We start from the raw sequence: 13,741 nt of genomic DNA on the forward strand, positions 1-13,741 counted from the left end.
AGACGGGGCGTTTTGTAGTGCAGTAGGTTGCGCTACTTACCGGCGGGACCGGCGGCGGCTCTTTTTCTGCTTGCTTGGCTTCAATCCGAAGCGGTTCACTTTGGCGTCTTCGACTCCGGAGCTATTTCCTACCCGTACCATGGCACAGCGGAAGCCGATGGTGCGGCTGGAGCGGTCCTGGTCGAGGTAGCGGCGGGTACCGGGGCTGAGCCAGTAGGCACGGTCGGCCCAGCTTCCTCCCTTGTACACCCGCGCCTTATCGCTGATGAGGGTGTACTCGTCGGTGGCGTACTCGGCTCCACTCTCTTCGTCTCCGTCAAGGTAGTCATAGACGCGGCCGCGGTTGTAGTTGTCGCGGTTGGCGACGTCGGCATCCTCTACGGGTACGTAGACCAGACGACCCAGGCTATCCTTTTCGACGGCCTTGCCGTCCTGATCGCGCTTGATGTTCTGGAAGTCGTTGCCCCGGAAGCTGTTGAGGTCGTGGTTGTCGGCGTCGACCAGCGTCTGGGTGGTGAGCGGACGGTACAGATCCAGCACCCACTCGTTGACATTGCCGGCCATATTGTAGAGGCCGAAGTCGTTGGGGAAGTTATCGAAGACGTTGCTGGTGATCATGCTACCGTCATTAGGCTGGCCGGCGATACCGGAGTAGTCACCCGCGCCACGCTTGTAGTTGGCGTACATCTTACCCTGGTTCTTATCGTGGCGCTGGTAGCGCATGCTGGTACCGCTCCAGGGGTAGATGCGCCGGTCGGTGTAGTTCTCGTCCTTCTCGTTCTCCTGTAGTCCCTGTAGGGCCAGGGCGGCGTATTCCCACTCCGCCTCGGTGGGCAGGCGGAAGTCGGGCTGCAGGATACCGTCGGCCAGTCGCACGGGGCGGGTACCTCCGGTGGTCATGTCTTTCTTGCCCTTGCGCTCTACGCCTTCGTACTGTCCGGCCAGGTAGGCATCGGTGACGAACACGTCGGAGCCCTGCTGATCGGGGCGGCTCTCCTGGATGCCCTTGTCGATGAGGATGGACTCATTGACGCGGTCGGTCCGCCAGCGGGAGAACTCCCGGGCCTGGTTCCAGCTCACGCCCACTACGGGGTGCTGGGCGTAGGCGGGGTGGCGCAGGTAGCCGGTCACGTAGGGCTCGTTGAAGGACAGCTCATCGCGCCATACCAGCGTATCGGGCAGGGCATTGAGCAGTACTTCGGGGTATTCGGAGTAGACGTCGGCGGTCCAGTCGAGGTACAACAGGTAGTCCTCATTGGCGATCTCGGTCTGGTCCATGTAGAAGCTCGCTACGGTGACGCGGCGGGGGATGTTGTCCCAGTCGTAGGGTACGTCCTCTTCGGTGTAGCCCATGACGAAGGTGCCGCCCGGGATGAGCACCATATTCGGGGGCGTTTCCTGCCCTTCGAAGTCGGCGTTCTTCTCGTAGCCGCCCCACTTCTCGTCGTTGTACTTCCAGTTAGTCGTGCGGTTGCGCTCGTTGTTACGGTTGCAGCCGGCCAGTAGGAGTACCAGACAGAAGAACGGCAGGAGTTTTGATAAATGCATAGTACGGTGGTCGTCCAGTTATAAGGTAGTAGTCCGGAAATCGTTGCAGCTAGGGTACGCAGGGGTGGCCGGACCTACGGCTAGTAAAACCCAATAGGTCGGGGGACTATTGTGTTCGTTTTCTTAAACTTTCACCGCACCCGCGCACGCGCCCGGTCCTAGCTGCCGCGGCGGTTGATTTCGTCTTGCAGCTGACGGCGCAGGTCCTGTTCTACGGTCAGGCGGCTCTTGCGGCTCGTCTCCAGCTCACCGGCCAGTTTGTCGCGCTCCCGCTTGAGTTCGGTGTTGTTGGCCGCCGCAATTCGGGTGCTGGCCAGAGCTACCAGCAGGGCGATCAGCAGACCGATCACGAGGGCCCACATGATGAGGCTGTAGGTGCCCTTGTTGAGCTGCATGCCCAGGAGGTTGACGCTATCCCGCTCCGCGTTCAGCTCGGCGATCGTGGCATCGCGCTCGCTCACCTCCGAGCTGGTGGCGTCGATCTGCTCCTGCAGCGCGGCCTTCTCTTCCTGTAGCCGGCCGATCTCCAGGGGATACTGCGAGAGGGAGTCGCTCACGTTGGCCATGAACGCATCGAGGTAGGCGCGGCGCACTACCCGAAACTCGCTATTGCCTTCGCGGTAGCGGTTGGAGACCTGGATCACGGTATCGAACTGCAGTTGCAGGGGCACGTCCTGGGCCAGGGCGGGGTTGCCGCGTTTCTGCGCGGGCAGGCTGGCGCACAGGCACAGCAGTAACAGGAAAAAGAACAAACGCATACGTGTCAGTTATCGGGGTAGTCCAGCAAGGAAGCGGCAAAGTTAGCGCCTACCTTTGGTACATGCTGGATCACTTGGTATATGTGGTGGCCGATCTCCAGGCTGCCGTCGCTCGTTTTGCCTCCGCGGGCCTGCTGTTCTCCCCCGGCGGACGGCATACGGCACGCGGTACGCACAACGCCCTGCTCCGCCTCGGGCCCCGCAGTTACCTGGAAGTACTGGCGGTAGACCCCACGACCGATCTACCGGCACCCCGCTGGATGGGTATCGACCTGGGCACCCTCCCCCGGCTGAGCAGGTGGGCGCTACACGCAGGTGCGAAGGATTTCCCCACGGAAGACTGGCAGCAGGGCACCCGCATCCTAGCGGATGGCCGGGCCCTCCACTGGCGACTGACCGACCCCGGCTCGGCCCCGGCCACCGAGGTCGTGCCCTTCCTGATCGACTGGTCGGGCTCCACCACTCACCCCGCCGAGGCCCTGCCGGACGCCGGGGTAGAACTGGTAGACCTGCGGCTGTACAGCCCGGACGAGCACACGGTTAATCAAACCCTACAGCGCTACGGAGCCGGTCAGCGGGCGGTGCAGGCCGCTAGCCCGCGTATCGCCGCTACGGTGCGGGGGCCCATTGGGCTGGTACGGCTGTAATGAAAACGGGCCCGGCAGCAAGCTACCGGGCCCGTCAGGGACTACATCAAGTGATCTACATCATCTTCATGGAGCGGTCGATGAAGGCCTTCAAGTCGGCACCCGTCAGCAGTTGCTGGCTGAGCTGGGCGAGCTGGTAGAGGTAGGTGGCGTTCTCGGCGCGGGTGGCCTCGTCCTCTACGTCCAATAGGCGCTCCTTCACGATGGGGTTATTGGCGTTCACAACGACCTGGTAGCTGTCGGGGAACATGTTGGCGTCCATGCCCTGCATCATCTGCATCTCCTTCATACGGCGCATGAACTCGTTGCGGACGATCTGCACGGGGGCGTCCTGCACGTCAAGCGGCTTGAGCTCTACGGTGCCGCCGGTGCCTACCGCATCGGTGAATAGCTTGGTGATGGTCTCCTGCTGGGTCTCGTCGAGCAGGTTCTCCTTCTCCTCGTCCTTCTGCACGAGCTGATCGGGCGTAGCCGAGTCGACACGGACGAAGGTGAGCTTGTCCTCCTTCTGCTCCAGGGTCTGGATGGTGGGCGCATCGATGGCGTGCTCCAACTTGAGTACGTCGTAGCCGCGGTCGCGTGCCGCTTCGACGAGCGTGTGCTGACGCGTGGCATCGGCAGTGTAAATACCTACCAGTCGCTCGTACTTATCGGTCTGCTGTTCCTTGATCCGCTCGCAGTACTCCTCGATGGTGAAGAACTTGCCCTCGGTGTTCTCCAGGAGGGCGAACTTGCTGGCGCGGTCATAGAATTTCTCCTCGCTCACCATGCCGTACTTGACGAACACGCCCAGGTCGGGCCACTTCTCTTCGTACGCCTGCCGGTCTTCCTTGAAGAGGCTGCTGAGCTTCTCGGCCACCTTCTTGGTGATGTAGCCGGTGATCTTCTTGACGTTCGTATCGGCCTGGAGGTAGCTCCGCGATACATTGAGGGGGATATCGGGGGAGTCAATCACCCCGTGAAGGAGGGTGAGGAATTCGGGGACGATATCGGATACGTTATCCGTGACGTACACCTGGTTGCTGTACAGCTGAATCTTGTTGCGCTGCAGCTCCAGCTTACCGGACACCTTGGGGAAGTAGAGGATACCCGTCAGGTGGAAGGGGTAATCGATATTGAGGTGGATCCAGAACATCGGGGGCTCACCCATGGGGTAGAGCTCGCGGTAGAAGGCCTTGTAGTCTTCGTCCGTAAGGTCGGCGGGCGACTTCTTCCAGAGCGGATCGGTGTTGTTGATGACGTTATCTACCTCCGTTTCGATCTTCTCGGGTTCGGGCTTCTCTTCGCCTTCGGCTACCTCCCCTTCAAACTCCTTATACTCCGTCTCGGTCTTGGTGCCGAAGCGGATGGGATAGGGCAGGAAGCGGCAGTACTTCAGCAGCAGGCCTTCAATCTCGTCTTCTTCGAGGTACTGCTTGCTGTCTTCGCTAATGTGCAGGATGACGTCGGTGCCCTGCATGTCTCGCTCGGCTTCGCCGATCTCGTAGCTGGGGTCGCCGGCACAGATCCAGCGCACGCCCGTACTACCGTCCTGGTAGCTCTTGGTGACTACCTCTACCTTATCGGCCACCATGAAGGCGGAGTAGAAGCCCAGGCCAAAATGTCCGATGATGGAGGCGTCGTCCTGGTACTTATCGACAAAGTCCTGAGCGGAGGACAGCGCTACCTGGTTGAGGTACTTCTTGACTTCCTCCTCCGTCATACCGATGCCGCGGTCGCGGATGGTAAGGGTGCCGGCCTCCTTATCGATCATAATATCGATGGTGCGGTCACTGTAGTCTCCCTTCGCTTCCCCCTTACGGGCCAGGGTGACTAGCTTACTGGTAGCGTCGGTCGCGTTCGATACGAGCTCCCGCAGGAAGATCTCCTGATCGGAATAGAGAAACTTCTTAATGATGGGGAAGATGTTTTCCGTCTGTACGGAGATATTACCCTTCTGCATAGTTGATTTGTTTTGGTGGTGGGGACGCACGGTCCCGGGGATAAGGCTCAAGAGTTATTCCAAATGAGTCCGACTGTCAGATTGGCGGGCATCAGACGCGTCAGACGCAGCCTCCCGGCTGCGAAGTTCGAAGCTACCTCCGGTAGCGAGTCTCACCGGCGCAACCGGAGGTTGCATTGGACTACGCAGCCAGGAGGCTGCGTTCTACCGATACAGCCCGGACTTCTCCAGCTCCTCCGCCACCGCATCCGGCACCAGGTAGCGCACGCTGTGCCCCTCCCGGATGCAGTTGCGCACGTAGGTGGCCGAGAGCTGCATCAGCGGAGCGTCGTATACGGTGACGCTGGGGTGGGTACTCAACTCCCCGCCCTCCTGGCCGGGCCGGCGGTAGACCTGGATGCGGTAATCGCGCAAAATGATATCGGCGTTTTTCCACTTGTGTAGCGAGGCCAGGTTGTCGCTGCCCATGATGAGGGTGAAGTCGTAGTCGCGGTACTTGTCGCGCAGCACCGCCAGGGTATCGATGGTGTAGGACGGCTTCGGCAGGTCAAACTCCACCCGGCTGGCCTTGAGGCGGGGCGTCTCTCCGATAGCCAGTTCGACGAGGTGCAGGCGGTCGTGATCGCGGGCTAGACTACCGGCTTTTTTGAAGGGATTCTGGGGGCTCACGACCATCCATACCTCATCCAGGGCAGTCCGGGTGGCCATGTAGTTGGCCAGGATCATGTGCCCGGTGTGCACCGGATTGAAGGAGCCAAAAAAAAGACCGATCTGCCGCCTGGCCATAGTGTAGTACTTAGAAGCCGGAGGGGGAAGGATAGGTCGCTACGATGAAGAAGCCCTCCTCACCCTGCGCCTGGTAGAGCGGCATGAGCAGGTAGCCATCGCAGGGTGCGGCGATGGGTCCGCCGGCGTCGTCAGCTAGTAGGGTACCGGCCGTCACGGGCTGAAAATTCTCGTAGCCCGGCCGCATCACGAAGGAATCCCGCTCGGCCGCCGTGATCCGGTGCACGTAGACCAGTTCGAGTAGTGGGGGGGCACCGGCGGCTGCATCCCGCAGAGTATCGTCGTAGTGGGTATTGACGTCTTCGGGGCGTACGCAGCCTACCGCGCGCAGCAGACTGACCGTAGCGGCCAGGGCACGGTCCACCGATTGCGGATCGGTATGGGAGCCCGCCTCGAAGGTGACGGCACGGCTGGGCCGCTGGAAGTCGAAGTCGCCACCGCGGAAGTACCCCAGGGTGGTCCCCTGTAGGTTGCTGAGCATTCCCTTGATCACGGGTACGCCTAGCTCGGCAGCCAGGAGCAGGCTCGGCCGGTCGTCCCCCGTGACGGCGAATACTCCACCGGTAGCCGTAGTGGTGTGCAGGTCGAGCAGGATCAGCTCGCTGGCCGGTACCTCGTCGAGGGCATGAGCGATGGCAGCCAGTAGTCCGTCCAGTTCCCGGTCTTCGGAGTTGGTCGCCTGGCGCTTGCGGGTGGGGCTCCAGATACGGTTCAGGTCGGTATCGATGTAGCGGTGCCCCGTGCGCAGGGCAGCCAGGTTGCCGCGTAGGGCCAGCAACTCGCCCCGGAAAGTGAAGCCGGGATTGATCAAGGGTTCCTCGCGCAGCAGGTCGAAGAGCTGCTCCAGGGCGGTGACGCCCGCCGGCTCGTTGCCGTGGATACCACCGATGGCCACCACCAGCGGACCCATCTCCGTACCGACGTAGTGTCCGATGACCCGCGGAGATTCCCCGAGCGGATCGGCCTGGAGGTGTTCACCGGTATGCTGCATCAGTAGTACACCTTTAGGGCCACGAACTGCGCCACGAATCCCAGGGCATACCCTACACTCAGCTGTAGCTTGTCGTGCGCCCCGAGTGCGAGGCGGGCCGTACCCACTAGCCCGGCCAGCAGTACGGCGATCAGCACGACCAGGGGCAGTCCGATCGTCAGGCTACCGATGGGGATGCCGTCTCCGCCGTAGAGTCCCAGCAGGATGATGCTTGCTCCAACCAGTCCGCCCATGCCCGTAGCGTGCAGACTGATCTTGTCCAGCAGATTGATCACAAAGGCCACCACCAGCGCAATGACCACGCCCAGCAGAAAAGCATTGAAGATCGTGGGGGTCTGATTGCTCTTGTTGAAGTTCCAGTAGATCCAGAAGTAGAGGACCATCACGAGGAGCAACGGCCCGATGCGCTCCGATTTCTCGTGCATCATGACGCTACTGATCATGTTGAGCCGAGCCATGATGAACACCGCTACGACCGGGATCACGAAGGTGTCCAGGAAGATGAGGATGAGGTTACTCATCGCCCGGGAGTCCCCCAGTTCCGTAGTGCCGAACAAGTAGGGGTTCACGCCCACCAGGAGGAGGAACAGGTAGGTCGGCATCAACAGGGGATGGAATAACCCACTGATCAGCAGGGCCGGCAGGTTGCGGGATGCTGGGGGAGGGGCCACCAATGATTGATCGGACATGCCACAAAAGTAGGACTAAAAGACCAAGCGGAAGGTGGTGCGGCGGTTGCTGGCACGCCCCGCTTCGGTAGCGTTCGTAGCCACTGGTCTGCTTTCCCCATAGCCCACCGCCGTGATACGCTCCGCCGCGATACCCTGCGTTTCTAGGTACGCCTTTACCCGCCGGGCGCGGCGCTCACTGAGGGTCTGATTGGCAGCCTCCGTACCCACATCGTCGGTGTGTCCGGCGATCTCTACGGACACTGCGGGCTGCTCCCGCAGCAGCGTAGCGAGCCGGTCGAGCTCCTCGGTGGACAGCCCGATGAGCGCATCGCTGGCGGTCTCGAAAAACACATTGCGCAGCACGATCGCACCATCCGCTTCGGCAGTTTCACTACTGGCGACCTCCTTGACGGGCTGTAGCCGGATCTGTAGCCGGAAGGGTTCCGTGACGGAGAAGGTATCGGTCAGCGAAAAGCGGTCGGAATAGAATACGTAGCCGGACTTCTCCACGGAAAAGCCGTAGTCGAGCCCGATCGGCAGTACGGTCAGGTAGTGTCCCGAGGCATCGGTGGACCGGGCCGAGACGATCCCGCCCGGCTTCTGCGGCTGCAGGCGTACGCTGGCCTCCAGGGGCTGGCCCGTCTGATCGTCCACCACGCTCACCTGTACGTAGGTAGCCGGGGCGGGACGCAGTTTGCCGGGTAAGTCGAAGGTGTAAATATCAATATCATTACCCACTCCCTTACTGAAGTAGGCCGTCCGTCCATCCAGGGCGATGAACAGATTGGTCTCCTCCCCCGGCGTGTTGATGGGGTAGCCCAGGTTAGTGGGTTTCTGCCACTGATTGGCCGCGTTCACCGAGGTCTTGAACAGGTCTGCCCCACCCATACCGGGTCGGCCACTGGAGGTAAAGTAGAGCGTCTTACCGTCTGCGGCCCAGAAGGGGTAGCGGTCATTGGATGGCGTGTTTACGGTCGGACCCAGGTTGACCGGTCTGCCCCAACTGCCGTCTGCCCTACGACCCACGACGTAGATATCGTCCTGCCCCAGCCCGCCCTCCCGGTTACTGGCAAAGAACAGCAGGCTGCCGTCCTGCGATAAGCTGGGCTGACTCTCCGAAGAGCGGGTATTGATCCCCGGACCAAGGTTGACCGCGTCCGTCCAGCGATCGCCTACGCGCGTACTAGCGTAGAGGTCGCAGCCACCGGCCCCGTCCCGACGCCCACAGCCCGTAAAGACGAGGTAGTTACCATCGGCGGTGATGGTCTGAGCTCCTTCGTTCAGTTCGGTATTGACGCCCGTAAGGGGGGTAGCCTTGCCCCACTGCCCGTCAGCCTGCCGCCGGCTCTGGTAGAAGTCTTCCTGTTGCCGGTTTACCCGGCGGGTAAAGATCAGTTGCTGCCCGTCTACGCTCAGGTTGGGGAAGTACTCCAGGCTTTCGGGTGTATTGACACCGGGGCCCAGGGGGGCAGGTGCGAAGGGATATGGATTAGCAGCGAGCTCGGCCACGGTGCGCGCCTGAGCGACCAGTTTATCCGCCGTAGCGATACTTGAAGCACGTCCGCCCTCACCTACTTTGGCGCGGTAGGTTTCGTAGTGGCCGAGTGCGGCAGCGTAGTCACCCGCCTGAGTGCATACGTCACCCAATCTACGGTATGCCCGTGCACTGCTACCTCCGTCCAGCGCAATGCCCTTGGTGATGGCCGTGGCGGCCTCGGCGTAGCGGTGTTCGTACTGATCGATCTCGCCGTCGAGGTACCGCAACTCGGCTACTTCGGGGTACTTCTTTACTAATTTGGCCAGCCGCTGACTGGCATCGTCAAAGCGTTGCAGTGTCATCAGGGACTGCACGGCGGCTAGTTCCTCCAGGTCACGGCGCTTGAGCTCCTGCGTTCCTGCCTGCCCCATGAGGGGAGAAAGCAGGCTGCACAGCAGCAGGGTCCAGAGCAGACGCAGGTAGAAGAAGTACATAAGAGATCACGGACGCTTGTGTACTACCAACGCGTGCGGCGCCTGAAAAGTACGCTACGAGCGGCTGGCCAGGGCGGTGTCGAGCAGGGCACGGATCTTTGCTTCTTCCGGCGCCTTATGGTCGGGTGCACCCTCCAGGGCACGCTCCAGGGCGACGACCGCATCGACCGCACGATCCGCCTTGAGGTACAGTTTGCCCAGTTCGAAGCCTACCCGGCGGTCGTAGCGGTCCAGGCTGGCGATGCGTTGCTTGCGCTTGGTGAACATACCATAAGTGCGCATGGCATCCGTTGGTCGGCCGAGTTGTAGCGAGACGTCGCCTAATGCTACCTGTGCCATCCAGTAGATGGACTGGTGCGGAATACTGTTCTTGGTGACGGCTTCGAAGTCTACGGCTGAGGCCTCCATATCTCCCATGCGGAGATTGACCAGTCCCCGTCCGTAGTAGCTCTCGGGCATCAGGGGGTTGATCGAGATACTTTTGGAGTAGTCGTAGTGCGCGTCCTTGTCGTTGCCGAGGCGGTAGTTGACGAATCCCCGCCGCTCGTAGGCCTGGGCGTGCCGTTCGAAGCGCCCCACCACCTTGGTCATCATATTGAGCGCTTCCTGCTCGTTGTCGCGTTGGTCGACCAGTTCGCGGCCCCGGTTGAAGAGCTGAACGGTGGTACGATCGCTCTTCGGTTCGAGTTGGTAGTAGTCGATCATCGTACCCGCGCTGAGCCGCCACATATTCAGGCTACCGGCGATGCTGAAGGTGACCACCCGTTCCAGCAGGTTCAGCGTGTTGAGCCAGAGCCGTTCGCTGCTGGGCAGTACGGTGCGGGGCACGTCCAGGGTGAGTTCTTCCTCCTTAAAGATATTCTCCGGTTTAAGGAGGATATCGTTCTTGTAGTAATTCTCCATCCGGTGCGCGTACTGCTCCATGACCTGGTTGAATGCCCGGCGGGAGCCGAACTCCAATTGTCCTGCAATAATGACTTTGTACTCAGACATTTCCCAATAAGCTTTTTTCTCCTACTAACCAATAAGTACATCTTCGTGTACCGGCCCGCTCTCCCCACTGAGTGTTACCACAAAGGTGAGAATATTCTAACGAAAAGAGGGTGCCTCCGTACGGGAGGCACCCTCTTTTCAACAGAATGGGTATACTAAGTTTACCCTAGTTGCGCAGATCGATCATCCGGGTAGCTTCGGTAGCTACTGGAATCACTACCCGATTCTCACGTAGGGTAGCACCAACGGGCTGGTTTTCACCGAAGCCGATGGTACTCAGGTTAGCGGGGTCGGCACCCTGACGCTCGGAGTACTCACTGGCGGAGTTCGCCCGACGCTGCGAGAGGTTCATGTTGTACTCGTCCGAAGCACGGCGGTCAGCATGACCTTCGTAGCGGATCTTGAAGTCTTCAGCACCGGGCAGCGACAGGAAGCGGTCGATCTCTTCGATGATGAGGCGGTCGGGCCGGTTCAGGCTCGATGCATCGGTGGGGAAGAAGATACGGTCGATCATGATCGTTCCGTTGATCGAGTCGATCCGGATGTGGCTGAAGTCCTGACCTTCGAGGATCTGACCGTAGCGGGTGGTCCGCTCCTGCAGGTTCTCGGGGCGGTCGTTGGGCAGCGGGCAACCGTTGCGCTCGGCTACACCAGCCTCATCGGGACATTCGTCGTCTTTGTCGGCGATACCGTCACCATCGCGGTCGGGGCAGCCATTCGTAGCGGCGGGTCCGGCCTCGGCGGGGCACTCATCGTCCTTGTCGGCGATACCATCACCGTCTCCGTCGGGGCAACCGTTCAGGCTGGCGAGTCCGGCCTCATCGGGGCACTCATCATCCTTGTCGGCTACACCGTCACCGTCACCATCGGGGCAACCGTTGGTAGCAGCGGTACCGGGCTCGGTGGGGCAGTCGTCGTCCTTATCGGCTACGCCATCGCTGTCGCCATCGGGGCAACCGTTGAGGTTAGCAACACCGGCCTCATTGGGGCATTCGTCGTCCTTGTCGGCTACACCGTCACCGTCCGCGTCAGGACAGCCATTGGTGTTCGCGGGTCCGGGCTGGGTGGGACATTCGTCATCCTCGTCATTGATACCATCGCCGTCTGCATCGCGCGAGCCGAAGCCGGCGGTGTAGGTCAGACCGAGAAAGGCATAGGTATCATCATCATCGGGGTCGCCGGAAGCGGACACGCCGTCGATGAGGTCAGAACCGGTGATCCGGAAGCTGTACTCGACACCTAGCGCAGATTTAGGGCTGAGGTGGTACCGCAGGCCTACGCCTAGGGGAAAGACTATTCCGCCGCCGTCATCGGCCTGGTCGCTCTTGTCGGTGTTGATCAGCGCCAGCTCCTGGGTGCTGGGTGGGTTACCTAGTTCATTGTATTCGGTAGTGACGTCACCCCAGATACCGTAGCCTACTCCGGCCATCACGTAGGGGGAAAGTCCGGGGCGGAAGGTGTAATCATCCGTAAAGCGACCTCCGGCAAAGGGGGCAAGCTCGATGCTGAGGCTGGGCTCGATGATGGTGGTTTGGGAAGTGAAGCCTCGCGAGCGGCGGCCGGCATCATCGCTATTCTCGTCTTCTGCCCGGAGGGAGAAGTACATCAGGTCGAGCCGAAGGGCCAGGGCATCACCCAGTGCGCGCCGCAGGAAGACACCTGCACCCAGACGGGGCTGGTTGAGGATAATAATGTCCTTGTCAACCAGATCGCCACCCATGGATGCGGCACCTACTTTGAGGCCGAACGACCAGGGGTAGGGGCTCTCGGGGGTTTCAGTACTGAGTGGAGCATCCGTAGTAAGCGGGTCGTCCATGGTGACGGGAGTATCCTGTCCGTACACGGTAATACTGGTGAGAACCGCGAAAACGAAGAGTAGTTGCTTAAGCATATGTGCGGGTTTGACGTTTGATTGTGTGCTAGGTATGCACCCCCTTGGTTGGTTTGGGGGCATTGATCGTTCTATCGTTTATGGCCTGCTTTTGTTCAGGCGTGGTAGTACGAGGGTGCAATTTTAGGGCTTAAACAGCTTACGCAGTTAGTAATTGTGCGAATAGGCCACTTTCACACGCTACTTACTTGCTCCGCTGGTGGAACCGCAGCAGGTGACCGGCGGCTGCCTCGTCGTACAACTCAACGCGGAGACTACCGCGCTTGCTGCCCCGGGGTGGAAATACGATCTTGATCGGGTTGTGCACGTAGCCATCTACCCCGAAGAGCGAGAGCTGGTGCCGCAGTTTGGGTGGCAGACGAAACGCCTGCAGCTCGGCCACGTCAGCGGGTATGGGTACGCTACCGTAGCCGTGCTCCAGGAGGAACTCCCGCACCATGGTATAGGTCCGCTCCAGTTTGCCCGCCGCAAACAGAATGGAAAAGCAGTACCCGTCGCACTGTCCGCCGGCAGTATCGGCCCCCGCCTCCGGAAACGCGTACCGCAGCGGTGCCACCCCGGCCTGAACAGGGTCAGCGTCGGGCTCGGGCTGCGCGGTCGATTCAGTATCCTCGGTAGGTTCCAGCGACCGTACGGTACCTTCGTAGGATGCGAGGTAGACCGGTCGGCGTGCCGGACGCAAACTAGCGCGTAGGGCCATACAAGATGTTTTGAGTGGCCCAAAACTAAACAAATAGTTTTACTTTGTCCGCTTCCCCTCCCTCCGTTCCGCCGCGCACCTCTCTTTCCGAGACGGTTTCCTCCCGGATTCTGGCCTCCGCGGTGGGCCCCCACCAGTACCTGACCCTCCCCCACCTGATCCGCCTGTTTCAGGAAGCTGCCATGCGCAATTCGGACCGGCTAGGTATCTCCACCCCCCAGTTAGTAGCACAGCAGGGACTTACCTGGGTGCTGCATCGTCAGATCATCCAGGCTGCGCACTGGCCTACCCTGGGTCAGGACGTACAGGTCCTCACCCTTCCCGCCCGGGTGGAACGCGGCCTGCTCATCATTCGCGACTTCTACCTGCTCGACGCGCAGGGTACCCCCCTGATCACGTCTACCTCCGCCTGGTCGACCATGAACACCAGCAGCCGACGGATCAAACCCCTCCCCACCAGTGTCACAGAGCTGCTGACTGACCTGCCGCCGCCAGCGCAGCACCTCCCCTGGCCCGAGGGCAAGGTGCAGCCCCCGGAACGGACCGACCAGGGAATGACCTTCCGCGTCACCTATGCCCACCTAGACTTCAATAACCACCTCACCAATCCGGCCTTCGCCGAACTCATGGTGGAACCCCTCGGCATCGATCACCTGACCCAGTACCTGCCCCGTCGGGCCGACATCACCTACCACCGGGAGGCGCGCTACGGCGACCTGCTGCGCGCCGGGTCTACCCGCCTGGACACCAACGGCCCCGTCACCTTCCGCCATACCCTGATGCGGGACGACGAGCTACTGGCTACCATGGAAACCGAGTGGGTAGCCCGGTAGTATATTCACC

The 13,741-nt window shown here is 60.9% G+C and carries 12 protein-coding genes; 2 read left to right on the forward strand and 10 right to left on the reverse strand.

Translation table 11 applies throughout. The annotated features are described in order from the left end of the window. Positions 1 to 36: 36 nt before the first annotated feature. A complete protein-coding gene (locus MJQ68_RS08515; protein WP_238750618.1) occupies positions 37 to 1,548 on the reverse strand; it encodes an SUMF1/EgtB/PvdO family nonheme iron enzyme in 1,512 nt (503 codons plus the stop codon). 158 nt (positions 1,549 to 1,706) lie between these two features. After that, positions 1,707 to 2,306 carry a hypothetical protein gene (locus MJQ68_RS08520; RefSeq protein WP_238750619.1) on the reverse strand — a complete coding sequence of 200 codons (600 nt, stop codon included), beginning with the start codon at positions 2,304 to 2,306 and terminating at the stop codon, positions 1,707 to 1,709. Positions 2,307 to 2,368: 62 nt separating this feature from the next. Here MJQ68_RS08520 and MJQ68_RS08525 point away from each other — a divergent pair, with 62 nt between their 5' ends. Further along, positions 2,369 to 2,953: a VOC family protein gene (locus MJQ68_RS08525; protein ID WP_238750620.1), complete on the forward strand. Its 585-nt coding sequence runs from the start codon at positions 2,369 to 2,371 to the stop codon at positions 2,951 to 2,953. Positions 2,954 to 3,008: 55 nt separating this feature from the next. Here MJQ68_RS08525 and htpG read toward each other — a convergent pair whose 3' ends face one another. The 8 genes from htpG to MJQ68_RS08565 form a co-directional block, all read right to left on the reverse strand. After that, entirely contained in the window at positions 3,009 to 4,895 is a 1,887-nt protein-coding gene (htpG, locus tag MJQ68_RS08530) for a molecular chaperone HtpG (protein WP_238750621.1), read from the reverse strand. Positions 4,896 to 5,099: 204 nt separating this feature from the next. Beyond that, positions 5,100 to 5,681 (reverse strand): nicotinate (nicotinamide) nucleotide adenylyltransferase, encoded by a 582-nt coding sequence (gene nadD / locus MJQ68_RS08535; RefSeq protein WP_238750622.1) that lies wholly within the window; start codon positions 5,679 to 5,681, stop codon positions 5,100 to 5,102. Between the two features lie 10 nt (positions 5,682 to 5,691). Continuing rightward, positions 5,692 to 6,672: a succinylglutamate desuccinylase/aspartoacylase family protein gene (locus MJQ68_RS08540; RefSeq protein ID WP_238750623.1), complete on the reverse strand. Its 981-nt coding sequence runs from the start codon at positions 6,670 to 6,672 to the stop codon at positions 5,692 to 5,694. Further along, a complete protein-coding gene (locus tag MJQ68_RS08545) occupies positions 6,672 to 7,361 on the reverse strand; it encodes a hypothetical protein (protein WP_238750624.1) in 690 nt (229 codons plus the stop codon). The genes MJQ68_RS08540 and MJQ68_RS08545 overlap by 1 nt, the downstream gene beginning before the upstream one ends. 15 nt (positions 7,362 to 7,376) lie before the next feature. Next, positions 7,377 to 9,314 (reverse strand): OmpA family protein, encoded by a 1,938-nt coding sequence (locus tag MJQ68_RS08550; protein WP_238750625.1) that lies wholly within the window; start codon positions 9,312 to 9,314, stop codon positions 7,377 to 7,379. Between the two features lie 54 nt (positions 9,315 to 9,368). Further along, positions 9,369 to 10,307: a tetratricopeptide repeat protein gene (locus MJQ68_RS08555; RefSeq protein ID WP_238750626.1), complete on the reverse strand. Its 939-nt coding sequence runs from the start codon at positions 10,305 to 10,307 to the stop codon at positions 9,369 to 9,371. A gap of 166 nt (positions 10,308 to 10,473) precedes the next feature. After that, positions 10,474 to 12,198 carry a DUF6089 family protein gene (locus MJQ68_RS08560; RefSeq protein ID WP_238750627.1) on the reverse strand — a complete coding sequence of 575 codons (1,725 nt, stop codon included), beginning with the start codon at positions 12,196 to 12,198 and terminating at the stop codon, positions 10,474 to 10,476. Positions 12,199 to 12,382: 184 nt separating this feature from the next. Beyond that, positions 12,383 to 12,898: a hypothetical protein gene (locus tag MJQ68_RS08565; protein ID WP_238750628.1), complete on the reverse strand. Its 516-nt coding sequence runs from the start codon at positions 12,896 to 12,898 to the stop codon at positions 12,383 to 12,385. A gap of 44 nt (positions 12,899 to 12,942) precedes the next feature. Here MJQ68_RS08565 and MJQ68_RS08570 point away from each other — a divergent pair, with 44 nt between their 5' ends. Then, positions 12,943 to 13,731, forward strand: a complete 789-nt coding sequence (locus MJQ68_RS08570) for an acyl-[acyl-carrier-protein] thioesterase (protein WP_238750629.1) — start codon at positions 12,943 to 12,945, stop codon at positions 13,729 to 13,731. Positions 13,732 to 13,741 lie beyond the last annotated feature (10 nt).

Source organism: Neolewinella maritima (assembly GCF_923081025.1).
Lineage (GTDB): Bacteria > Bacteroidota > Bacteroidia > Chitinophagales > Saprospiraceae > Neolewinella > Neolewinella maritima.